The sequence below is a fragment of the Williamsia sp. 1138 genome, assembly GCF_002095435.2.
Lineage (GTDB): Bacteria > Actinomycetota > Actinomycetes > Mycobacteriales > Mycobacteriaceae > Williamsia.
The window spans coordinates 26,905-48,978 of record NZ_MJEJ02000035.1; the positions used below are offsets into that span (position 1 = coordinate 26,905).

At 64.9% G+C, this 22,074-nt stretch carries 22 protein-coding genes; 15 read left to right on the forward strand and 7 right to left on the reverse strand.

The annotated features are described in order from the left end of the window. Position 1 precedes the first annotated feature (1 nt). On the reverse strand, positions 2–628 hold the full coding sequence (locus tag BH683_RS07925) for a nitroreductase family protein (protein WP_084835715.1): 627 nt from the start codon (positions 626–628) through the stop codon (positions 2–4). Between the two features lie 179 nt (positions 629–807). Here BH683_RS07925 and BH683_RS07930 point away from each other — a divergent pair, with 179 nt between their 5' ends. From BH683_RS07930 to BH683_RS07940, 3 genes are all read left to right on the forward strand, one after another. Then, on the forward strand, positions 808–2,181 hold the full coding sequence (locus BH683_RS07930) for a styrene monooxygenase/indole monooxygenase family protein (RefSeq protein WP_084835716.1): 1,374 nt from the start codon (positions 808–810) through the stop codon (positions 2,179–2,181). A 69-nt stretch (positions 2,182–2,250) separates the two neighbouring features. Next, entirely contained in the window at positions 2,251–2,901 is a 651-nt protein-coding gene (locus tag BH683_RS07935) for a class II aldolase/adducin family protein (protein ID WP_084835717.1), read from the forward strand. A 4-nt stretch (positions 2,902–2,905) separates the two neighbouring features. Continuing rightward, positions 2,906–3,820 (forward strand): carbohydrate kinase family protein, encoded by a 915-nt coding sequence (locus BH683_RS07940; RefSeq protein WP_084835718.1) that lies wholly within the window; start codon positions 2,906–2,908, stop codon positions 3,818–3,820. Between the two features lie 7 nt (positions 3,821–3,827). On the opposite strand, the gene BH683_RS07945 is transcribed toward BH683_RS07940, so the two are convergent. Both BH683_RS07945 and BH683_RS07950 read right to left on the reverse strand, forming a co-directional pair. Next, positions 3,828–4,490 (reverse strand): NAD(P)H-binding protein, encoded by a 663-nt coding sequence (locus BH683_RS07945; protein ID WP_084835799.1) that lies wholly within the window; start codon positions 4,488–4,490, stop codon positions 3,828–3,830. A 120-nt stretch (positions 4,491–4,610) separates the two neighbouring features. Then, positions 4,611–5,072, reverse strand: a complete 462-nt coding sequence (locus tag BH683_RS07950) for a MarR family transcriptional regulator (protein WP_084835719.1) — start codon at positions 5,070–5,072, stop codon at positions 4,611–4,613. 128 nt (positions 5,073–5,200) lie between these two features. Here BH683_RS07950 and BH683_RS07955 point away from each other — a divergent pair, with 128 nt between their 5' ends. After that, positions 5,201–6,385: an MFS transporter gene (locus BH683_RS07955; RefSeq protein ID WP_084835720.1), complete on the forward strand. Its 1,185-nt coding sequence runs from the start codon at positions 5,201–5,203 to the stop codon at positions 6,383–6,385. 82 nt (positions 6,386–6,467) lie between these two features. On the opposite strand, the gene BH683_RS07960 is transcribed toward BH683_RS07955, so the two are convergent. Together BH683_RS07960 and BH683_RS07965 are read right to left on the reverse strand one after the other, a co-directional pair. Then, positions 6,468–8,156, reverse strand: coding sequence for a hypothetical protein (locus BH683_RS07960; RefSeq protein ID WP_084835721.1), 1,689 nt, complete (start codon positions 8,154–8,156; stop codon positions 6,468–6,470). A gap of 175 nt (positions 8,157–8,331) precedes the next feature. Next, positions 8,332–9,063: an enoyl-CoA hydratase gene (locus tag BH683_RS07965; RefSeq protein ID WP_084835722.1), complete on the reverse strand. Its 732-nt coding sequence runs from the start codon at positions 9,061–9,063 to the stop codon at positions 8,332–8,334. 30 nt (positions 9,064–9,093) lie between these two features. Here BH683_RS07965 and BH683_RS07970 point away from each other — a divergent pair, with 30 nt between their 5' ends. The 6 genes from BH683_RS07970 (at position 9,094) to BH683_RS07995 (ending at position 14,476) form a co-directional block, all read left to right on the forward strand. Next, the gene (locus BH683_RS07970) at positions 9,094–10,218 is read left to right on the forward strand and encodes an NAD(P)-binding domain-containing protein (RefSeq protein WP_246833248.1); all 1,125 of its coding nucleotides are present in this window, start codon (positions 9,094–9,096) and stop codon (positions 10,216–10,218) included. An 83-nt stretch (positions 10,219–10,301) separates the two neighbouring features. Then, positions 10,302–11,300 (forward strand): alpha/beta fold hydrolase, encoded by a 999-nt coding sequence (locus tag BH683_RS07975; RefSeq protein WP_084835724.1) that lies wholly within the window; start codon positions 10,302–10,304, stop codon positions 11,298–11,300. 146 nt (positions 11,301–11,446) lie between these two features. After that, on the forward strand, positions 11,447–11,725 hold the full coding sequence (locus BH683_RS07980) for a helix-turn-helix transcriptional regulator (protein ID WP_084835725.1): 279 nt from the start codon (positions 11,447–11,449) through the stop codon (positions 11,723–11,725). Then, positions 11,722–12,372: a hypothetical protein gene (locus BH683_RS07985; RefSeq protein ID WP_210405181.1), complete on the forward strand. Its 651-nt coding sequence runs from the start codon at positions 11,722–11,724 to the stop codon at positions 12,370–12,372. The genes BH683_RS07980 and BH683_RS07985 overlap by 4 nt, the downstream gene beginning before the upstream one ends. Further along, positions 12,369–13,265 carry an ATP-binding cassette domain-containing protein gene (locus BH683_RS07990; protein WP_084835726.1) on the forward strand — a complete coding sequence of 299 codons (897 nt, stop codon included), beginning with the start codon at positions 12,369–12,371 and terminating at the stop codon, positions 13,263–13,265. Before BH683_RS07985 ends, BH683_RS07990 begins: the two co-directional genes overlap by 4 nt. Next, complete coding sequence (locus BH683_RS07995; RefSeq protein WP_084835727.1) at positions 13,262–14,476, forward strand: ABC transporter permease; 1,215 nt, start codon at positions 13,262–13,264, stop codon at positions 14,474–14,476. Before BH683_RS07990 ends, BH683_RS07995 begins: the two co-directional genes overlap by 4 nt. 36 nt (positions 14,477–14,512) lie before the next feature. On the opposite strand, the gene BH683_RS08000 is transcribed toward BH683_RS07995, so the two are convergent. Beyond that, complete coding sequence (locus BH683_RS08000; RefSeq protein ID WP_168186996.1) at positions 14,513–15,823, reverse strand: glycosyltransferase; 1,311 nt, start codon at positions 15,821–15,823, stop codon at positions 14,513–14,515. A 121-nt stretch (positions 15,824–15,944) separates the two neighbouring features. On the opposite strand from BH683_RS08000, the gene BH683_RS08005 reads away from it, so the two are divergent. The 5 genes from BH683_RS08005 to BH683_RS08025 all read left to right on the forward strand — a co-directional run bounded on the left by BH683_RS08005 (position 15,945) and on the right by BH683_RS08025 (position 20,433). Next, complete coding sequence (locus tag BH683_RS08005) at positions 15,945–16,796, forward strand: ABC transporter ATP-binding protein (protein WP_246833249.1); 852 nt, start codon at positions 15,945–15,947, stop codon at positions 16,794–16,796. After that, complete coding sequence (locus BH683_RS08010; protein ID WP_084835729.1) at positions 16,793–17,602, forward strand: ABC transporter permease subunit; 810 nt, start codon at positions 16,793–16,795, stop codon at positions 17,600–17,602. The genes BH683_RS08005 and BH683_RS08010 overlap by 4 nt, the downstream gene beginning before the upstream one ends. Continuing rightward, positions 17,599–18,468, forward strand: coding sequence for an ABC transporter permease subunit (locus BH683_RS08015; protein ID WP_246833250.1), 870 nt, complete (start codon positions 17,599–17,601; stop codon positions 18,466–18,468). Before BH683_RS08010 ends, BH683_RS08015 begins: the two co-directional genes overlap by 4 nt. A gap of 117 nt (positions 18,469–18,585) precedes the next feature. Then, the gene (locus BH683_RS08020; protein ID WP_084835730.1) at positions 18,586–19,644 is read left to right on the forward strand and encodes an ABC transporter substrate-binding protein; all 1,059 of its coding nucleotides are present in this window, start codon (positions 18,586–18,588) and stop codon (positions 19,642–19,644) included. Between the two features lie 39 nt (positions 19,645–19,683). Beyond that, positions 19,684–20,433: an enoyl-CoA hydratase-related protein gene (locus BH683_RS08025; RefSeq protein WP_084835731.1), complete on the forward strand. Its 750-nt coding sequence runs from the start codon at positions 19,684–19,686 to the stop codon at positions 20,431–20,433. Between the two features lie 66 nt (positions 20,434–20,499). Here BH683_RS08025 and BH683_RS08030 read toward each other — a convergent pair whose 3' ends face one another. Then, positions 20,500–21,849: a deoxyribodipyrimidine photo-lyase gene (locus BH683_RS08030; protein WP_084835732.1), complete on the reverse strand. Its 1,350-nt coding sequence runs from the start codon at positions 21,847–21,849 to the stop codon at positions 20,500–20,502. Positions 21,850–22,074: the final 225 nt, after the last annotated feature.

Below are 22,074 nucleotides of genomic sequence, written 5' to 3' on the forward strand. Positions count from 1 at the left end.
GTCACCACCCGTTGAGGTGTACGACGGAGTCGAGGTCGTTGCGGGGTGCGGGCTTGAAATCGGTGCCCTTGGTGTACGCCACGGGCAGCAGGACTCCCTGGCGAACGTTGCCCGGGATGCCCAACACCTCCGCCACCTCCCTCTCGTACTGCAGATGTAGCGTCGTCCACGCGGTGCCGAGTCCTCGTGCGCGCAGCGCCAGCGACAGGCTCCAGGCCGCGGGCAGCAGTGATCCCCAGAGACCGGCCTGATTGCCTGCCGGCAGTTCGTTCTCGTCGATCTCGATGGCCCCGATGACCAGCACCGGTACGTCGCCCATCACCTGCGCGAGGTGCTTCGAACTCGAGACGATCCGAGCGCGTGCAGGATCCGCGGCCGGGTCCACCGGCCCTGTGTACGCGGCATGGGAGGCGGCGTAATAGTCCGCGACCTTCTTCTTCATTTCCGGATCGGTGACGATCAGCCAGTGCCACTTCTGCTTGTTGCTGCCAGAGGGTGCCTGCAGCGCGACCTCGAGCGCTTCGCGAACCACCTCGACCGGCACGGGTCGCTCCAGGTCGAGCCGCTTGCGCACGGTGCGCGTGGTGGTCAGCAGCTCATCGGGATTCAGGGGCAGCAGGTCGGTCACAGTGGTCCTCACGTCGACGGTTCTTCGTTCAGTGTCGCAGGCCTCGCACCGACATCGACCATTCCGCCGATAGTTAATCTCCCGCTGATCCGAAGGGTTCCGCTGGTCCGGCCCGGAGCGGATGCTCTCCGTATTCGCTTCTAGACAAATATGATTCGACCAGCATTGGAGATCGCCGAATGACCAGCACCAACCGTTCCGTCGCCATCATCGGAGCCGGCCAGACAGGCATTTCAGCAGCCGTCGGGTTCCTGAACGCCGGGTTCGACGTCACCGTCTACAGCGAACGAGACCAACAGAGTCTCTTCCGGGACATTCCCGCCACCGGAACCGCAGTGACGTTCGGACTCTCACAACAATCGGAAACCGCACTGGGAGTGGACAATTTCCTGGGTCGCGCACCGCAGGTCACCGGCATCAGTGCGCGGACCATCACCGGCAGCGGGCACGACTACGCCGAACTGCTCGACTTCGACGCAGAGTTCCCGGGCTGGGAGGCGGTCGGTGTCGACACCCGACTCAAGGTCGATGAGCGCCTGACACAGTTCCTGGAGAAAGGTGGAAACTTCGTCGTCGAGAACATCGATCCCGAGCGCCTCGACACCATCGCCGGCGAGAACGACCTCACCTTCGTCGCCACCGGCAAAGCCGGTCTCTCCGACCTGTTCTCGATCGACGAGTCGCGGTCGCCCTACCAGAGCCCCCAGCGCAGTGTCCTGCTCCTCACCGTCGCCGGACTCGGCCACGGTGACGACGTGTTCGCCCACCGGAGTCCGGCCGGAGCCAAGCATCAGGCCTTCAACTTCGCCGATCAGGGCGAGGGCTGGTGGGGCCCTTACCTGCACAAGGACGCGGGACCGTCGTGGTCGTTCCTCGGCTGGGCGCAACCGGGCAGCGAGTGGGAGCGGCGCTTCCAGTCGGTCACCGACGCCCATTCGGCACACAAGGTCGTCATCGACCTGCACCGCGAATACTTCGACTGGGATCTGCCCGAGGTACTCAGCACCCGCGTCATCGACGAGGACCCGCATTCATGGATCCAGGGCGCCGTTCGGCCGGTGGTCCGGAAAGCGCTGGGACATACCGCAAGCGGCCACCGCATCATCGCGCTGGGCGACACCGCCGTGTCCTACGACCCCATCACCGGGCAGGGAGCCCAGAGTGGCTTCATCCAGGCTGCCCAGTTCCTGGCCGCCGCCAAGGATCATGACGGCGAGTTCGACGACGCCTGGATCAACGACACCTACGACAACTTCCTCACGAGCCGTGTCGACGCGGCCAACCTCGCCACCCGCATCTTCTTGCGCGACCCCGTCTTCGCCGAGTACGCCTCGGTGCTGTTCCCTGCCGCGGCGACCAACCCGAAGTTCGGGTCCGCGCTCTTCGGGTTGCTATCCGACCCGTCGCCTGTGCTCTCGATCAACTCGGTCGACGATGCGAAGTCGCTGATCCAGCAGGTCACGGGAGAGGACGCCGACTCGATCCTGGCGAAGTTCGCTCCCGCGGGCCGCTTCTCACGGTCGCAGTACCAGGCGTTGGAGCCTGCCGTCTGACCTCTCGGGTGACACCCGGTGGCGGCGATCTCCACCCGATCGCCGCCACCGCCCGATAACCTCTTCGCCATGGACTCCGACGTCGTGCGGGAAGGGCTTGCAGTCGCGGCCGGTCGTCTGGCCACCCGCGGCCTGGTGATCGGCACCGGCGGCAACCTGTCGGCTCGAGACGGCGATCGGGTGTACACAACCCCCAGCGGCGCCGACCTCGCAGAGCTGACCGCCGATCAGGTGGTGGTCACCGACCTCGATGGGAACGTGCTCGAAGACACCGAATACCGTCCGACGTCCGAGTTGTTGCTCCACCTCGAGATCTACCGTTCCACCAACGCCCGCGCCGTGGTCCACGCTCATCCGATCGCCTCGATCGCGGCAGCCAATCTCGTCGACGAACTGCCGGCCGTCCATTACACCGCCGCACTGCTCGGCGGTGCAGTCCGCGTGGCGCCCCACGAGATCTTCGGGACGCAGGCCCTCACCGACGCCGTTGCCGGCGCGCTCACCGAGCGGACCGCGGCGCTCATGCGTAACCATGGCTCGGTCGCCTACGGCGAGTCACTCGGAATTGCCTGCGAGAGAATCGAACTCGTGGATTGGCTGGCCGAGATCTATCTTCGGACCGCTGCCGTGGGAACCGCGGCCACGCTCACTCAGAAACAGCTCATCCAGGTGGCGGTGGCTGCCGCAGAGCGTGGCTACTCCCCTCTCCGGAGAAAGTAGGACCATGCAGGTCGTCACATTCGGCGCTCACGTTCTCGACGTGGTGGTACATCCCGTCGACCACATACCGGAGGGGCAAGGCGCCGTCCTGGTCCCACATATCCGACTGGTCCCCGCCGGGCCCGCGGGCGGCACGGCGATCACCCTCGCCAAGCTGGGAGCAGCAGTGACCACCGTCGGGGCCCTGGGCCACGACGACTCAGGCGACCTGTTGATCACCCAATTGCAACGCTTCGGGGTCGTGACCGAACACCTGCTGCGGGTGGACGATCAACCGACGTCGATGAGTGTGCTGCCGATCCGCAGCAATGGCGATCGACCTGCCTTGCACCTGCCCGGAGCCAACTTGGCCTACCCGCTGGATCAGGTGCCGATCGAGCTGCTCACATCGGCGGACCACGTACACATCGGCGCGCCTGAGCTTCTCGACCCGGCCGGGCTCGCTCCGATTCTCGAGCGGATCAGAGCTGCGGGAGTGACCATTTCGGCAGACATCCTGGCGCCCGGTGACCCCGGGGTGCTGTCCTGGATCGAGCCAGTGCTGCCACACCTGGACTATCTGCTGCCCAACGATGAACAGGTACTCGGCTTCACCGGGGCCTCCGACCTCGTCTCAGCGTGCCGCGTGCTGATCGAACGCGGAGTGGACTGTGTGGCGGTGACCGCAGGTTCCGAGGGCGCCTGGGTGGTGACGGCCACTGAAACCGAACACGCCGTAGCCACCGATGTCGAGGTCGTCGACACCAGTGGCTGCGGGGATGCGTTCTCGGCCGGGTTCATAGCCGGCCGGTTGAACGACTTCGGTCTGCTGCGGTCTGCACAGCTCGGATGCGCGGTCGCCGGGGTGGTGGCGACGGGTCTGGGCAGTGATCACGGCGACTTCGACTGGACGACGGCGACGGCCGCACTACCCGGCTGACCAGTCGTTACGCGGGTGCAGCACCTTTGACAGCGTCGGCGATCGGGGTCTCGCCGCTGACGAAATCGATCGTGGTCCCGACGCTCGAGGGCGTCTGCAGCGCTGCGGCGATGACTGCCGCGACGTCCGCGCGTGGAACCCCGTCATACTCGGCGCCGCGCTCTTTGGTCGCGATCCGGCCGGTGCCGGCGTCGTCGGTGAGCTTGCCCGGCCCGATGATCGTCCACAGCAGAGTCGTCTTGCGTAGGTAGTCATCCGCCTCGGCCTTGGCCTCGGCATACGCGTAGAACGAATCGTCCTCGGGGACTCCGTGATCCAGTCCGGCACCGAAGTACGAGACGATCAGGTAGCGGGGGACGTCGACCTTCAGTGCTGCATCGATACTGCGAATGGCGGCGTCCCTGTCGACCGCATAGGTACGGTCGGGGTTGCCGCCGCCGGCACCTGCCGAGAACACCACTGCGTCGTGACCCTTGATGGCCTCACCGATCTCGTCGGTGGAGAGGTTCTCGACGTCGGCGATGACCGGTGTCGCGCCTGTTGCCTTGATGTCGTCGGCCTGATCCGGGTTGCGAATCAGCGAACTGACCTCGTGCCCTTCGCCGGTCAGGATCTTGGCGAGCTGGAGCGCGATCTTTCCGTGGCCTCCGATAATGGCGACACGTGACATGTGAATCCCTTCGTCGTTGACGGGCTTGCCCTCGTTGGGCACCTGGTGGTCCAACAAGGCCATCACCGATGGCATTCCACCGCAGTCGCAGACGCAAACCCTGGCGCAGCCCCTGCAGGATCAGGCAGAGACCGGGTTTACCGACGGCAACGAATGCAATGCCGCAACCAGTGGAGCCAGCTCCGGGGTCCGACAGGCTTCGTCGAGAGCGAACTCGAGGGTCGAATCATGGGTCGGGCGGGCTTGTTCCAACAACGCGCGGCCGCCGTCGGTGAGTTCGGTGTAGATCCCACGCCTGTCATCGACACACAGGTAGCGACGCAGCATGTTTCGCTCTTCCAATCGGTTCACCAGCCGGGTGGTCGCGCTCGAACTGAGAGCCGCCGCCCGAGCCAACTGCGCCATGCGCATGTGCCAGCCGTCCTGACGGCTCAACGCTTCGAGCACGGTGTACTCGACGACAGACAACTGGTGTTCACGCTGGAGTGCGCGCTCGAGTTCGCCTTCCAATACACCGTGCAGCGCCGCGAGCGTTCGCCAGCCCTGCGACCGGATCTCCACTGCATCGTCTGCGATTGCCATGACACCAGATTAGCAGCTTGCACGCATAGTCGGCGTGTGCAACTATTTACCCAGCGCGTGCAACTAGTGCAGACGCGCACTATCGGCTTGGTAAACACAAGGCAATCTACGCTATGAGAGGACTGAGAATGCCCATCGGACTTCTCGCCCTGGCCCTCGGGGGCTTCGGCATCGGACTCACCGAGTTCGTGATCATGGGCCTGTTGCCCGAGGTCGCCGCCGATTTCGCTGTCACCGAATCAGTGGCCGGCTACCTGATCTCCGGCTACGCGTTGGCCGTCGCGGTCGGCGGCGTCGCGCTCACCGCGGCCGTGACGCGCTTTGACCGCAAGCGGGTGCTCATGGCACTCATGGTGTTGTTCATCGGCGGCAACGTTCTCTCCGCCGTGGCCTCCAGCTACGAGATCTTGCTCGCCGGGAGAATCCTGGCCGCTCTGTGCCATGGGGCGTTCTTCGGCATCGGCGCGGTCGTGGCCGCCGACATGGTCACGCCGGCAAAGCGCGCCGGTGCGATCGCGATGATGTTCGCGGGTCTGACCATCGCCAACGTGCTGGGCGTGCCATTCGGCACCCTGCTCGGTCAGCAACTGGGCTGGCGATCGACCTTCTGGGCGATCACTATTATCGGCATCGTCGCGCTGATCGGCATCGCCGTTCTGGTTCCGGACACCAAGAGGGCCGCTCCGAGTGCCGGCCTGCGCACCGAGCTCACCGCTTTCAAGTCGCCCCAGGTCTGGCTGTCGATCGCCATCACCATTCTCGGCTTCGGCGGCATGTTCGGCGCGTTTACCTACATCGCATACACACTCACCGATGTCACGGGCTTCGCGTCGTCGAGCGTCCCGTGGCTGCTGGTGCTCTTCGGAGTCGGACTGTTCATCGGGAACTATGTCGGCGGCAAACTCGCCGACCGGGCGTTGACCACCTCGCTCACGGCCACCTTGGCGATCCTCACCGTGGTGTTGATCGTCTTCGCGGCCACGGCCGGCAGCCAGATCATGACGATCATCTCACTGACCCTCATGGGCGCCTTTGGTTTTGCGACCGTCCCCGCTCTGCAGATGCGCATCATGAACTACGCCTCGACCGCTCCGACCCTGGCGTCGGGTGCGAACATCGCAGCGTTCAATGTAGGAAATGCGCTGGGCGCCTGGATCGGTGGCCTCACCATCGCCGGCGGCCTCGGCTACACCTCACCCATCTGGGCCGGGGCGATCGTCACGGTCTCCGGACTCGCGGTGCTGCTGTTCGCCACGGCGCTCCACAACCGGGGCGCCGACACCACCGAGCAGGCTCCGGTACCCATCTCCTGATACAAACCCACCCGTTCTGGTCAAAGCCAAGGGTTCGGACCCCTTGGTTTTGACCGGAACGGGTGGGTTTGCTCGAGAAGGGTTACTTTTGAGCGGGCAGGACGTGCTCCCCCGTCTTGTCACACGAGAGGGCCAGCGAGCTGATGTATTGCTTCTCACCGTTCGGTCCGGGCTTGGCCGACATGAGCATGTCGGGGCGCTCGAACTCGATTCCGGTGACGCAGCACATGAGCTTGTCGTCGGCAGGGTTGCCGTGCTCGTCGAACATCGGGAGATCGATGCCGTCATCGGTGCGTCGCAGGTAGTACTTACCCTTCGTCGCCAGGGCGATGATCGGGGGCAAGACCAACCCCAGGATCAACGCGAAGAGCGGCGAATACGGCTGGATGGCATCGCCGAACGCGTGGAAGTAGATCAGGATCGAGAGGCCACCGGCGAGGATCACGCTGACGAAGCCGACCGGGTTGAAGTTGTAGAGCATGCCGCGGCGGAACTCCGGTACCTTCGGCGAGATCTTCAGCAGGTACTTGTTGATCGCGATGTCCGAGGCGACCACGACGATCCAGGCGATGGCGATGTTGGCGTAGAAGTTGAGGATGTTGTTCAAGAAGCTGAACATGTTGGCTTCCATCAGGACCAACGCGATCGCGACGTTGAAGAACACGAAGAACAACCGGCCCGGGTAGGTCTTGGTGACGCGGGTGAAGCTGTTGGTCCAGGCCAATGACCCCGAGTAGGCGTTGGTGACGTTGATCTTGATCTGGGAGATGACGACCAGGATCACAGCGAGGGTCATGGCCAACCAGTGCGGCATGAACTCTTCGTACACGGCCAGGAACTGCTGCACCGGCTCGTTGGCGACGCCGGCCTCGTCGGCGAAGTTCATGATCAGGTAGACGGCCAGGAACAGTCCGACGATCTGCTTGATGGCGCCGAAGAACACCCAGCCCGGTCCGGCCGTGATGACGGCGGTCCACCAGCGACGAGAATTCTCTGGTGTCTTCGGCGGCATGAACCGTAGGTAGTCGATCTGCTCCGCGATCTGGGCGATGAGCGACAGACAGACACCGGCGGCCAGCATCGTGCCGGCGAAGCTGACGCCGTGACCACCCTGCGCGTCGGTGCCGCCGCTGAACGCAAGGAAGTCGCCGATCGCGTCCGGGTGCTTGATGACCAGGTAGAGGAACGGCAGAACCATCATGACCAGCCACAGCGGCGTCGTCCACACCTGCAGGGTGGCAAGGGTCTTCATGCCGTAGATCACCAGCGGGATGACCATCACCGAGGAGATCAGGTAGCCCAGCCACAACGGGATGTGCAGGCCCAACTTGAGGCCCTGGGCCATGATCGAACCCTCGAGCGCGAAAAAGATGAAGGTGAACGACGCGAAGATGACGTTCGTGAGTACCGAGCCGTAGTAGCCGAAGCCGCTGCCGCGGGTGATGAGGTCGAGGTCGATGTTGTAACGCGCTGCGTAATAGGCCAGCGGATAACCGGTGAGCACGATGACCACCGCGAAGATGAGAATGCCCCACAGCGCGTTACCGGTACCGTTGGCGATACCGATGTTGGCGCCGATGGCAAAGTCGGCGAGATAGGCGATACCGCCGAGAGCAGAGGTCGCGACAACCGCGGGACCCCATTTGCGGTAGCTGCGAGGGGCGAATCTCAAGGTGTAGTCCTCGAGCGTCTCGCTCATCGCATTGATGTTGCTGGGTAATTCGGCACCCGCTAACGGGTCCGCCGCCTTCCCCGAGTTGTCCACTGACATTCATATCCCCTCACGTGCAGCATCCCGCGTGCCCTCTTTGCTGAAGACTGGCTGAACTTATGGCCGCCATGTATCTGGCGGGCTGCTGTCGTGTTACCGATATGAAAACCACTGGAAACGGCATTTCGGGCATGCCACCGGTGGTGCGGGTAGAACTCAGACCCGAACGATCGCGTCAGCGACCGGTGAAGACGGGCGGACGCTTCTCCGACCGTGCGGCGCGCCCCTCTGCCATGTCCTGGCTCTGCCAGGCCTTCACCATCGCCGCGCGGTGGGACTCGGGAGCCGGGGTGCGCGCACCGTCGTCGCTGAGCACCAGCTTGTAATGCTGCAATGTCAGAGGCGCCAGTGTTGCGATCGTCGCCGCCCAACGCTGCGCCTCGCCCAGATCACCGATGCGATTGGCGAAGCCCACCGTCGACGCGCGCTCGGAGGTCAGCGAGTCGCAGCCGATCAGGATCCCGGCGGCGTCGCCCGCGCCCACCAGCGACACGAGCCGCCTGATGGTCCACTCGTCAACCGTGACACCGATTTTGGCCGCGGGAATTCCGCAGAACGCCGTCGGCGCCATGACCCGTAGATCAGCCGCGAGGGCGAGTTGCAGACCCGCACCGATCGCCGGGCCGTTGAGCGCCGCGATCACCGGCACCGGGATGGCCTCGATCACACCGAGCATCGCCAACAGCTTGTCCAGGAAGTTCTCCTCGTACACCGGCCCCGACAGATCGGCGCCGGCACAGAAAACGGTGCCCCGACCTGTGAGGACGATGGCGCGCGCTCCGGCGTCGACCGCGTCGGTCAAAGCCTCCGACAGCGCCTCCACCAGTTCGTGGTTGAGCGCGTTTCGCTGATCTTCTCGCTGGAGTTCAATGGTCAGCACGTCGCCGTCCCGGCTGGTCCCAATCATGGGGGTCAGCGTACAGCTACTGTCTGAGTGGTGAACGATGATGTCCTCGGAGGTCGCACCGATGTAGTGGTGATCGGCGGCGGCCAGGCAGGTCTGTCCGCCGGGTATTACCTTCACCGGTTCGGTCTCGGTGACCGCACCCTCATGCTCGACCACTCCCCGGGCCCCGGGGGCGCGTGGCAGTTTCGCTGGCCGACACTGACTTTGGCCGGAGCCAACAATGTTCACGACCTCCCCGGCCTCGGCTTGTCCGAGGCGCTCGGCATGGAGTGCGACCACTGGCCAGCACGCACGGCCGTACCCGACTACTTCGCGCAATACGAGGAGAAGTTCGGCCTGAATGTGCGGCGTCCGGTCCACATCCGCTCGGTGTCGCGAGCCGGCGACGATTTCCGGGTGACGGCGTCCGACGGATCAGAACTGCTGGCCCGCACGGTGATCAATGCGACGGGCACCTGGGACCGCCCCTTCATCCCTTATGTTCCGGGGAACGAAACCTTCACCGGCACACAGCTGCACACCCATGATTACCTCGACCCCGGCGCGTTTGCGGGCAAACGGGTCCTGGTGGTCGGGGCGGGCATCTCCGCCGTACAGCTGCTGATCGAAATTGCGCGCAACGCCGAAGGGGTGCAGACCTTTTGGTGCAGCAGGACAGAACCTCGATTCACCGAACGCTCGTTCACCGCCGAGCAGGGCCGCGCCGCCGTCGCCCGGGTCGAGGAGCGCGTGCGCGCCGGCCTCGCACCGGGCTCCGTGGTGTCGGTGACAGGCCTGCCCGTCAACGACTCCATCCGGCAGGCCAGGGCCGACGGCATCTTGGAGTGGCGGCCGATGTTCACCCGCATCACCACGACTGGCGTGTGCTGGGATTGCACCCCCGGCCAGGCCGACAATGATCACTTGGACGTCGACGTCATCCTCTGGTGCACCGGTTTTCGCAGTTCACTCGACCACCTGGCACCACTGAAGCTTCGCGGACCGGGCGGCGGCATCGTGATGACGGGCCGACTTGCCACCGTGGTCGAAGCCGAACCACGTGTGCAACTGCTGGGTTACGGTCCGTCGGCCTCGACCATCGGCGCCAACAGGGCCGGCCGCGAAGCCGCCCGCGTGGTGCAAACCCTGCTCTCGAGGTCCCCCGAACGGACGTAAAGTCGCCGTCCGGCTGCACGGCAGCGTCGCCGGTGGTCAGATGTACAGGTCAGAATGGGTCGGGGCGACTCAAGAGGTGCCACATGCGCAAGCGTCGACTGTGCTGGACCGCCGCCGTGGGGATCGGCGCGATCGCTGCCGCATGCCTCGGCCCACCTGCGGCCGCGGCACCGGCCCCGGTCTCGATCGCACAGGTCCCCGGCATTGCCGGTCCCGCCCAGACCACACACCCCGACGCCTCGCGATACGCCCGCACGCATCCGGGCGCAGTGCCGCCAGGGGTGAACGATTTCACCTGCGTCCCGTCGGCGACACATCCCCGACCGGTGGTCCTCCTGCACGGCACGGATTCCTCCGCATACTCCGACTACGCCGCGATCGGCCCGTATCTCGCCGATGCCGGCTTCTGTGTCTATGCACTGAACTACGGCGCCGCGCCGGGCGCGAGCACCTTTGGAACCGAGGACATCCCTACGAGCGCAGGACAGCTCAGCGCGTTCGTCGAGGAAGTCCGCGGATCGAGCGGGGCCGCCGAGGTGGATCTGGTCGGATACTCCCAGGGTGCGACCGTCTCGCGCTACTACACCAATCGGCTCGGTGGTGCCGACGTGGTGGGACGATGGGTCGGTCTGGCGTCGCCGTCCTACGGCAGCACCCTGTACGGACTCGTGACGCTCGCCGAACAGATACCCGGTTCGATGGACCTGGCCAAGACGGTGCTGCCCGCGGAAGTGGTCTCGACCGCGTTGTGGCAGCAGTCGCAGGGCTCGCCATTGTTGGAGGGATTGAACAACCCCACCGACACCGTCGCCGGTGTCGAGTACACGACCATCTCCTCGCGGGTGGACGAAGTGATCCAGCCGCTGGGCAATGCCGGTCTGCGGGGAACGGGCGCCACGAATCTCGTGATCTCCGACCTCTGCCCGGCAAATCAGAGTGGTCACTTCCGGATGCCCTACGACGCGTTCACCATCGCACTCGTACACGCCGCGCTCGACCCCACCGCCAAGGCCACCGCGCCCTGCACCGAGGTACCCCTCGGCGACGGCATCCTCGAGATGATCATCGCCGAGAACTCCTGAGCTGTCGGCCGGGCGCCCTCCGGTGGGGAGTGCGTCCGTCTCCGCGGACTGATCACCAGCCGATTAGCGACTACCGCTAAATATTTCCGACAACCAAATGGTGGCCGCTATTGACATCTTGTTGTGTTTTCACAACACTTAGTTCTGTGAGTCCGGTCAAGAAGGCAGAGCACCTGCCGATCTACAACCGTATCGGCGTACTACGCGCGGAGCGCCGGATGTCGCGTGCGCAATTGGCTGAACTGGTCGGGGTGAACGTCCAGTCCATCGGATCGCTGGAGCGGGCAGACAACTATCCCAGCCTGGATCTGGCCTTTCGCATCTGCGACGTGTTCCGGCTTCCTGTGGAGGCCGTCTTCAGCCGCCACGAGTTCAGCGCGATGTCAACCCAGCTGTACAGCAGCAACACCGGAGGGCAGTCATGAACCATCCGAACTCCGCGATCCCCGAATCGGCGAAGCCCTCGTGGTGGCTCCGGTATGAGATGTGGCAGGCGCACAGCCACGAGAAGTTCTTGCGACGCTGGGGCACCCGCTTTCCGAGGCTGCGGAACCGCGCATCCTCTCGGCGCCTGGTGATCGCTCTCATCGTGAGCTGGATTCTCGTGTTCATGTGCAGCATCGCTGCGTTCTTCACGATGTGGTTCGGCTTGCCGTTCATCGCATTGATCGCCTTTGTTTTCCTTCCCGTTCTGTACGTCTTGCGGGCCATCACCTTGAATGTGAGTGATGCCCCCGCCGCAGCGCTCGACGAAATCCAGCTCTCGACGCGAAATTCCGCCCGCTCGCTGGCCTTCACAGTTCTGTGGGTCGGGATGTTCATCCCCTACCTGCTGCTCATCCTCATCTCCAGTGGAGCCGACGACAGTGTCAGCGGGCAGGTGATCTACGGCGCCGGCATGCTGCTCATCGTCCTGGTGGTCGCGGCCACGAGCATCCCGATCTGCATCGTCGGCTGGTGGCTCGCCGACCCGGACCCAGAGGACTACGCCGTCTACGACCCACCGCAGTACAGCCAGGTACCCCCGCACGAAACCAGAAACGCCACCACAACAGGAGGATTGGACCAGTGACCGCCCCGCTGATCGTCGACAGACTGACCAAGAGGTACGGGTCCCTCACGGCCCTGCAGGACATGAGCTTCACCGTCGCACCGGGCGAGATCTTCGGATTCGTAGGGTCGAACGGCGCAGGCAAGTCGACCACCATGCGCATCATCCTCGGCGTCCTCGGCGCTGATTCGGGACAGGTACGCCTCGGTGACCGACCCATCGACCTCGACCTGCGCCGGCGCATCGGATATATGCCCGAAGAGCGGGGCCTCTACCCCAAGATGAAGGTGGGCAAACAGCTTTCGTTCCTCGCCCAGCTACACGGGTTGCCGCGGGCCGAAGCGGACGACCAGGTCGAGACCTGGGTACGCCGACTCGGGATCCACGAACGGATCGATGACGATGTCAACAACCTGAGCCTGGGAAATCAGCAGCGTGTGCAGCTCGCTGCCGCCCTGGTCCACAATCCTGATGTGCTGGTCCTCGACGAGCCGTTCTCCGGACTCGATCCCGTCGCGGTCGACGTGATGAGCGACGTGCTCAAAGAAAAAGCGGCGCAGGGGGTCCCGGTCATCTTCTCGAGTCACCAGCTCGAATTGGTCCAGCGTCTGTGCGATCGGGTCGGGATCATCACGAAGGGCACGATGCGAGCTCTCGGCACGGTCGACGACCTCCGATCCACCGGGGAGATCCGACTGGACGTAGGTGCCCCGGCAGCGCCGTCCGGATGGGCCGATCACCTACCCGGAGTGCAAGGCACCATCCAGCGCGGCGCCCTCACCACCGTGAGCCTGACCCCCGGCACCGACGAGCAGGGCATCCTCGCCGCCGCGCTCGCCACCGGACCCGTCACGCACTTCGCACTGTCCAAGCCCGATCTCACCGAACTGTTCCGAGAGGTTGTGTCCGCATGAGTGTCCCTTCGTCTCAGACCCCCAGCCCCGGACGCCTCGGTGCCGGCCGGGCCATCAGCCTGGTCGCCCGACGCGAGATCACCACCCGCGCGGCGACCAAGTCCTTCATCATCACCAACATCATCCTGCTGGTGGTCATCATCGCAGGCATCATCGTCCTGTCGATCTTCACCGGCAACGACAAGGCCACCAAAGTGGGCCTGGTGGGCGACAATCCGGAGATGTCGCAGACGATCGTGGCGGTCGGCGACGCATCGGGCGAGAAGATCGAGGTCGTACCGATCGCCGACGCCGACGAAGCCCGCACGCAGGCCGAGAAGGGAGACGTCGAAGTAGCCCTCGTGCCGACGGGCTCGGGCAACAGCTACGACGCCATCACCAAGGACGATCTGGACGGAACTCTCGAGGGCGTGCTGCGCACGTCCGTCAGTCAAGACGGGTTGAGCAAGGCCCTCGCCGCCGAGAACGTCGACCTCGCCGCCATCACAGCAGACTCCACGCTCAACGTCACCGAAACCGAACCGGCCAAACCCAATGAGGGTCAACGGATCGCCATCGCCTTGACAGGCGTCTCGTTGCTCATGTTCGCGGTGCTGCAGGGTGGTTCCATGGTCGCCGCCGGCGTCGTCGAGGAGAAGACCTCACGCGTCGTCGAACTTCTGCTCGCCACCATCAAGCCGTTGCATCTGTTGTGGGGCAAGATCATCGGCATCGGGCTGATGGCGTTCGCGCAGGTGGTCCTACTAGGGGGCACAGCCCTCATAGCGGCGCTGGCGACCGGACTCCTCGACGTACCGTCGACAGCAGGCTCCATGTTCGCCGCCGTCATCGTCTGGTTCATCCTCGGATTCCTTTTCTTCGCAACGCTGTACGCCGCCACCGGCGCCGTCGTGTCGCGGCAGGAAGAGTTGGGATCGAGTTCGGCACCGCTGACGATCCTGGCCATGGCGGTCATCTACGCCGCGATCTTCGGCATCAACGCGCTCGACAGCACCCTGATGCAGACCCTCGCCTGGATCCCGCCGTTCTCCGCATCGATCATGCCGATGAGGATCGCGACCGGAGACGCCTCGATCTTCCAGGTGATCGCCACCATCGTGCTGATGATCATCGCCTGCGCCATCGCCACCTGGCTGGCCGCTCGCATCTACCAGCGCAACATTCTGCGCACGGGTGCCCGGGTCAAGTGGAGGGAAGCGATCAAGGGCTAGTCCTGACAACCCGGAAATGGGGCCTTTTGGCGGAGCTCACCTGCGGGTTTGCTCGCCAGAAGGCCCCATTTTCTCGAGGATGTCCACCGCCCGCGCCACCGCGACGTCCGGGCCGATCAGGTGCTGCGCGAGCAAGCGCGCGTGCTCGTCGGTCTCCGGCGCCAAGATCTCGCGTAGACCCGCGGTCAGCGTGGCCCCGTCGAGTCCTTTCAGCCGGGTCGCGGTCCCGACCTTCAGCCGCGTGACCTGCGCGCCCCAGTAGGCCTGATCGGCGCCGCCGGAACAGATCATGGTGGGTAGCCCCGCCCGCAGACCCGCAGCGGTGGTGCCCGCTCCCCCGTGGTGCACGACCGCACGGCACTGGGGCAACACGGCTCCGTGATCGAGGGCCCGCGCGTAGTAGACGTCGGGGTGCTCCGGGTCCTGACCGTCGGGGCGACCCTTCATCGTGATCAGGGCGCGGACGCCCACCGCGCTGGTGGCACGGATGATCGTCTCCGTCAGCGCATCGGGGTCTCGGACCGGGACGCTGCCGAACGTGACGTGGATCGGACGATCGCCCTCGGTCAGCCACGACCACAGGGCGGGGTCGGACCGAGACGATTCGGTGAGACCCCCGCGCGCAGCAGCGGGGAGGTCGAGATATCCGACGATCGGCTTCGCCTCGCCCCACTCCTCGGCGAGCCCGGGGAACACGATCGGATCGTAGGCCTGCACCTGGATGACGCCGCCGCGCTTCAGCCGCTCCTGCAACGACCCCGACGCCGGACCGAGATCGAGCTTCTTCCGGAAGTTGTTCTCTGCCCCCTTGGTGAAGGTCCACGTCACAGCGTCGGACAGGCGCCACGACGCCCGGTTGACCACCGCAGGTAGGTTGCGGGTCACGCCTGGGACAGCGCTGATGATCCCGTTCTCCGAGAACGGGCCGAACCTCATCACGGTGAACGGAACGCCGAGTCTCTCCGCGAAGCCGTACATGCGTTCCTGGCAGAGTGGTCCGCTGACCAGGGCGTCGACGCCGGACAGCAGCGGGTCGGGTCCGCAGAGCAGGCCGAACATGTCCTCGTCGAAGGCGGCGAAACCCGCCTTGATCGTCTCGGTGGCGAGCTTGAACCTGGTGTACGGATTCTTCGTCGCAAGAATCCTTTTCGCGTCCGGGGTGTCCCAGACCGACGAGGTGTCGAGGCCCACCGGGTAGGCGCGCAGCCCCAGGCTGGTGGCGAAATCGACGAAGTTCGGTGGAACTGCGAGGACGACATCGTGGCCGCGTCGCTGCAGTTCGAGGCCCGCCGCGACGCCGGGCTGGATGTCGCCGCGACTCCCGTAGAACATCAGCACAATCTGCATGACCGCACGATAGTCATCGAAAACCGTTGTTGCCGAATGCCATGACCCGCGATGATCCGTTGCAAGGGCAGTAACGCGTGCGTAACGCAGAAGAAACCAGCGCCGCCTAGCGTCGCGGGATATGAGCTCTGCCGACATCCCGGACACCGATCCGGTCGCCATGACCAAGACCGCGCGCCCACTGGGCACCGGGATCGACATCTCCGGGCTGACCAAGGAATTCAAATCCGCGGGCCTGCGCGGTGGTTCGTCTGTGACCGCGCTGCACGACGTCGACCTGCGGACCTCCGAGGGCGCCTTCCTCTCGCTGCTGGGTCCGTCCGGCTGCGGCAAGTCGACGGTGCTCCGAATTCTCGCCGGGCTCGAAGAGTCGACTGCCGGTACCGCCCTGATGAACGGGCGCTCCCCCAGAGAGCTGCAATCCCAACACGGCCTGGGGATCGCCTTCCAGGATTCGGCGTTGCTGCCCTGGCGCAGCGTCGAATCGAACATCAAGCTCCCGCTACAGGTGGCCGGACTCCCCATCGACAAATCGGCGATCGCGGATCTGATCGAGCTCGTCGGCCTCAAAGGGTTCGAAAAGGCCAAACCGGCGACGTTGTCGGGCGGTATGCGCCAGCGGGTCTCGATCGCCAGGGCGCTCGTGGTCAAGCCGACCGCATTGCTGCTCGACGAGCCGTTCGGCGCCCTCGACGACATGACCCGGCAGCGTCTGAACATCGAGTTGCTCCGCATCTGGACCGAGAAGCCGGCCACCACGCTGATGGTCACCCACGGAATCGGCGAGGCCGTCTTCCTCTCGGACGTGGTCGCGGTGATGAGTCCGCGACCAGGCACCATCCTCGAAACCGTCGAGATCGACCTGCCCCGACCGCGGGTACCCGAGATGATGCGGACCCCCGAATTCCATGCTTTGCACGACCATCTGAGCGGACTGCTCTTCGGCAGCAAGGGAACGGTGGGAGTGGCGTGAGCACCCTCACCGCCGCAACACAATTCTCCGGGCGCGCACAGGTCGCCGGGAAGCGCTGGGGTGCAGGCGCGGTCGGTATCGTCGCGGTCCTGCTGCTCTGGTCTGCGGCCGGGCACTTCGAATGGTTCAAGGGCACCATCCCGACCCCCTGGGCCGTACTGCAGACCATCGGCGATCAGGGATGGACCTACTACGCCAACAACTTCGGCCCGACGATCGAGTTGTCCCTGCGCGGATTCATGTGGGGCAACGTACTCGCCATCGGACTCGCCCTCATGGTGGTCATCATCCCGCTGATCGAAGGCGTCGCGACGCAGCTCGCGATCATCAGTTACTGCACCCCGATCATCGCCGTCGCCCCGATCGTCCAGGTGGCCTTCGCCGAGGTCCAGACGATGATCATCTTCCTGGCCGCCATCTCCGTGTTCTTCACGACGATGATCGGCACGCTGGCAGGTCTGCGGTCGCCGCACCAGGCCAGTCTCGACCTCGTGAAGGTGTACGGCGGCGGGTCCATCGCCCAGCTCGTCAGGGTACGGATCGTCTCGGCCCTGCCCAGCACCTTCGCCGCCCTGAAGATCGCCGCCCCGGCAGCCGTACTCGGCGCGGTGCTCGGCGAGTTCCTGGCCATGCCCGAACGTGGGGCCGGACCGGCGCTCATCGTCGCCCAGCAGCGCGGCGACATCCCAGCGGTATGGGCCATCGCGCTCGTGGCCGGCGCCGTCGCCGGTGTCGGTTACGCGATCGTCGCGGTGATCTCGACCTACGTCACCCGCTACAGCACCGGAACGGCAGGCACCACATGACCGCCACCACCAAGGCACCGCCGTCAGCGCCGGTTCCGGCTGCCGCTGCGGCGCAGGCCAACTCGGGCAACGCCAAGGCGATCTCCTGGGAGATCGCCAAATTCGTCGGCTCCCTGATCATCTCCTTCTTCCTGATCTTGGTGATCTGGTGGCTGTTCCTGCTGGCCTTTCCCGACATCGGCCCCATCATCGGCAAGACGCCGGTCGACGTGTTCCACTACCTGTTCACCGAACCGACGTCGGCGACCAATCGCGGTGAGATCTTCGACAATCTCTGGATCACGCTGAAGGATGCGGGAATAGGCTTCGTGTGCGGTATGGGTGCGGCCATCGTCGCGGCCGCGCTGTTCGTCATGTTCCGTCCCGTCGCGCAGACGTTCATGCCCATCGCCATGCTGCTCCGCTCGGTGCCGCTGGTCGCGATGACGCCGCTGATCACGCTTGTGGTCGGGCGCGGGGTCGCGGTGGTGGCCGCCATGGGCGGCATCGTGGTGTTCTTCCCCGCCCTGGTGATGATCATGACCGGACTCGCCAACGCGCCCAAGCAGATCAACGACGTCATAGTCGCCTACGGCGGAACCCGGATGACGTCGATGAAGATGGCATCGCTGCCCTCGGCGGTGCCCGCTCTGTTCGCCGCGGCCAAGGTCTCGGTACCCGGCGCCATGATCGGCGCCACCGTCGCCGAGTGGCTCGGCACCAACAAGGGCCTGGGTGCCACGTTGCAGCAAGCTCTCCCCGCAGCCGCCTACAACGAACTCTGGGCGTCGGTACTGGTCATCACGGTCGCGTCCATTGTGATCTACGCGTTCGTCGGCGTCGCGGAGAAACTGGTTCTCGCCCAGATGGGCACCAAACCCACCTGATATCAACCCACTTGGTGGCGCACCCGATCACGTAACAAAGCAATCCGCGCGCGAAATCTGGCCGAAACCAGGCCGCCCTACCGTCTTTCGAAGCAGCTCAACACAAGGAGTCCTCAGATGGCCTATACGTTCGACCGCCGGTCCTTCCTTCGGTATTCAATGATCGCCGGTGGCGCCGTGGGCAGCGCGAGCGTTCTCGCCGCCTGTAGTTCCGGCAGCAGCGACAGCGGCGGTGCCTCCGCCACCAACCCGAAGGTGCAGTTGTCGTGGCAGAAGAACATCGAGTTCGCGGGCGAGTACTTCGCCCTCGAGAACGGCTACTACGAGGCAGCCGGCCTCGGCACCCCTGAGCTCATCACCGGAGGCGGACCCGGCACCGGGGTCGAGACCGGCCTCACGTCGAACAAGGTGTGGATCGGTATGACCGCACCGCAGCTCACAGCCCCGGTCATCCTGCAAGGCGCCGCTCTCAAGACCATCGCTGCGACCTTCCAGAAGAATCCCTTCTGCATCGTCTCCGGCGCGCAGACGCCGATCTTGTCCCCACAAGAGATGAAGGGCAAGAAGATCGGTGTCCAGGCGTCCAACGAGAACGTCTTCAAGGCGCTGCTGACGGCCAACGGAATGGTCGAGTCCGACGTCCAGAAGATCACCGTCCAGTACGACCCCACCCCGCTGACCACCGGAGAGGTCGACGGCTGGGTGTCGTACGTGACGAACGAACCGATCACGCTGGCCGAGGGCGGTTTCCCGAACGCCAACTTCCTGTTCGCCGACTTCAACCTGCCGCTGGTCGCCGAAACCCTCGTGGTCCGGCAGGAGACCATCGACAACGAGCGCGACAAGCTCAAGGCATTCCTGAAAGCCGACATACAGGGCTGGTACGACGCGGTCGCCGACCCGGCGAAATCCGCCGAACTGGCCGTGACCAAGTACGGCAAAGACCTCGGGCTCGAACTCGGTGAGCAGACCAAGGAGGCCGAGGCCCAGAACCTGCTCATCGTCAACGACGACAGCAAGGCCAACGGTCTGCTGACCATCACGCCCGCGCTGATCGACCTGAACATCGAGGCACTGGCCAAGGCCGGTTACGAGATCACCGCAGAGCAGCTGTTCGACATGTCGCTCATCCAGGAGGTCTACGCCGAGAACCCGGACCTCAAGAAAGCCATCTGACTCGGGGGCCACGCGTCGGGCGCTTGATACGTTTCGTGCATGCCAATTCGTGAAGAGGTCAAGGGCCGCACGCTGATCGTCCACCTGGACCGGGAGGACAAACGGAACGCCATCAACGTGGAGATGGCGTTGGGGATCAGCGCGGCCCTCGACCGACTCGATGACGACGACTCGCTGTGGGCGGGGATCATCACCGGCACAGCGAATGTCTTCTGCGCGGGCACGGACCTGAAAGACGGCGCAGGGGCTCGCACCGATCGCGGCGGTGAATACGGCATCATCCGGCGTCAGCGGATCAAACCGCTGATCGCGGCGGTCGAGGGTCCCTGCATGGGTGGCGGTTTGGAGATCGCGCTGGCCTGCGACCTCATCGTCGCGTCCACGACAGCACGGATGGCGTTGCCCGAGACCCGGCGTGGACTGGTCGCCACATCCGGCGCCCTGTTCCGGGTCACCCGCGCGCTACCGCCCAACATCGCGCGGCAACTACTCATCACCGGCGCAGGGCTGACCGCGCAGCGGGCGTACGACCTGGGCCTGGTGAATGTGGTCAGCGAACCGGGACAGGCACTGGCGGACGCACTGGTCCTCGCCGACGACATCAACGCCTCCGGGCCTGTTGCCGTGCGCGCGACCCTGGCTGCGCTGAACGAACAGTACGAAGCGGCCGACGCTGCGGGCTGGGTTGCGACAGGGCGGGCCCAGGAGAAAATCCTCGCCTCCGACGACATGCGCGAAGGCATCGACGCGTTCTTCGAGAAGCGACCGCCGGAATGGACGGCGCGGTAGGCGAACTGCACCGGCGAGCGTGCCGATGTCGCCGTCGAGCGGGCCGACGATGTCGTAGAACGGGTCCTAGGACAGGCTGTTATACCGATCCAGCGCAACCTGCCGTTCAGTCTTGTGATCAACAATCGGCTCGGGGTAGTCGTCGGGTCTCGCATCGCCCGGCTCGTGAACGGCGGCGCCCTTGATCTCCCGTAGTTCCGGCACCCAGCGACGCACGTAATCGCCTGAGGGATCGAACTTCTTGCCCTGGGTAGTGGGGTTGAAGACCCGGAAGTAGGGCGCGGCATCAGTGCCGCAACCGGCCACCCACTGCCAGCCATGCTGGTTGCTCGCCATGTCGCCGTCGGTGAGTTGATCGAGGAACCAGGCGGCTCCGCGCTGCCACGGCAGGTGCAGATCTTTGACCAGGAACGAGCCGACGATCATCCGCAGCCGGTTGTGCATGAACCCACTGCCCGACAGCTGTCTCATCCCCGCGTCGACGATCGGGAAGCCTGTTTTGCCTTCGCGCCAGGCGTCGAAGTCGGCATCGGCGTCTTTGCCCGAATCATGTTCGATCGCATCGAACTTCTTGTTCAGGTTCCACCAACTGCTGTCGGGACGCTGATGCAGGACGTCTGCGTAGAAGTCCCGGAACGACAGCTCACGGATGTACGCCGCACGGCCCTTGCCTTCGCCGTCCTCGAGGGCGGCGAGGAGGGCCCGCGGGTGAATGTTGCCGAACTTGAGGTACGCGGACATGCGACTGGTCGACGCGTGGTCGGGGCGATTCCGATCGTCGTCGTACCCGCTGATGTCGTCTGCCATGAACTCGGCGAATCGCGCGTATGCGGCACGTTCACCGGCAGGGATGTCCAACTCCCCCTTGGACTTCGGGATTTTGATGGCGCGGATCCCGGATACGTCACCAGGTTTGAGCCACGTCGCGCTGTCGACTCCGGTGTCTGCGGGGTCGCGCCAGCCGTGCTCGCGCCACTTCCGGAAGTACGGGGTGAACACCCGGTATCGTTCGCCGTCGTCCTTGAGGACGCGTCCGGGCGCGACTGCGTAGGGCGAACCCTCGGCCCTGAGGGGAACGTCGCCCAGGGCCTTTTTCACCTTGTCATCGCGGCGCGTGCCATACGGCGAGTAGTCGGCGCTGATGTGTACGGCCTCGGCGTCGACGGACTTGGCTATCTTCGGGATGACTTTCTCCGCCTCGCCGCGCACGACGAGCAGCGACCCGTCCAATTGGTCCTCGACGTCGCGCAGGGAGTCGTAGAGAAAAGACAACCGGCGGTCGCCTGACGACGCCTCGAGCGTGGGGTCGAGGACGAAGCACGCCAGCACCTGTCGTCCTTGCGCTGTCAGCAACGGAGGCAGATCGCTCAGTCGCAGGTCGCGGCGTAGCCACAGGACGATCGGTTGTTCGCTCATCACACCATCCTGCCGAAAACGCTCACGGGAAGAGTCCTACCCCTGCTCACCTACCTCGAAACGGCACACTCGACGCCTGAAAGAGCCCGCTCGGCGCCTGAAACGGCACGCTCGACGCCCACAAGAGCCCGCTCGGCGCCTGAAACGGCACGCTCGACGCCCACAAGAGCCCGCTCGACGACTGGAACGTCGGCACGCTCGACGGAAGCCACCTAGAGGCGGTGA

Coding starts and splice junctions, on each gene's coding strand:
- BH683_RS07975 (WP_084835724.1), top strand. CDS start 10,302: ATGCGCAAGCGTCGACTGTGCTGGACCGCCGCCGTGGGGATCGGCGCG.
- BH683_RS08015 (WP_246833250.1), top strand. CDS start 17,599: ATGACCGCCACCACCAAGGCACCGCCGTCAGCGCCGGTTCCGGCTGCC.
- BH683_RS07935 (WP_084835717.1), top strand. CDS start 2,251: ATGGACTCCGACGTCGTGCGGGAAGGGCTTGCAGTCGCGGCCGGTCGT.
- BH683_RS07995 (WP_084835727.1), top strand. CDS start 13,262: ATGAGTGTCCCTTCGTCTCAGACCCCCAGCCCCGGACGCCTCGGTGCC.
- BH683_RS08000 (WP_168186996.1), bottom strand. CDS start 15,823: ATGCAGATTGTGCTGATGTTCTACGGGAGTCGCGGCGACATCCAGCCC.
- BH683_RS08030 (WP_084835732.1), bottom strand. CDS start 21,849: ATGAGCGAACAACCGATCGTCCTGTGGCTACGCCGCGACCTGCGACTG.
- BH683_RS07965 (WP_084835722.1), bottom strand. CDS start 9,063: ATGATTGGGACCAGCCGGGACGGCGACGTGCTGACCATTGAACTCCAG.
- BH683_RS07930 (WP_084835716.1), top strand. CDS start 808: ATGACCAGCACCAACCGTTCCGTCGCCATCATCGGAGCCGGCCAGACA.
- BH683_RS07940 (WP_084835718.1), top strand. CDS start 2,906: ATGCAGGTCGTCACATTCGGCGCTCACGTTCTCGACGTGGTGGTACAT.
- BH683_RS07985 (WP_210405181.1), top strand. CDS start 11,722: ATGAACCATCCGAACTCCGCGATCCCCGAATCGGCGAAGCCCTCGTGG.
- BH683_RS08005 (WP_246833249.1), top strand. CDS start 15,945: ATGAGCTCTGCCGACATCCCGGACACCGATCCGGTCGCCATGACCAAG.
- BH683_RS08025 (WP_084835731.1), top strand. CDS start 19,684: ATGCCAATTCGTGAAGAGGTCAAGGGCCGCACGCTGATCGTCCACCTG.
- BH683_RS08020 (WP_084835730.1), top strand. CDS start 18,586: ATGGCCTATACGTTCGACCGCCGGTCCTTCCTTCGGTATTCAATGATC.
- BH683_RS07950 (WP_084835719.1), bottom strand. CDS start 5,072: ATGGCAATCGCAGACGATGCAGTGGAGATCCGGTCGCAGGGCTGGCGA.
- BH683_RS07955 (WP_084835720.1), top strand. CDS start 5,201: ATGCCCATCGGACTTCTCGCCCTGGCCCTCGGGGGCTTCGGCATCGGA.
- BH683_RS07960 (WP_084835721.1), bottom strand. CDS start 8,156: ATGTCAGTGGACAACTCGGGGAAGGCGGCGGACCCGTTAGCGGGTGCC.
- BH683_RS07945 (WP_084835799.1), bottom strand. CDS start 4,490: ATGTCACGTGTCGCCATTATCGGAGGCCACGGAAAGATCGCGCTCCAG.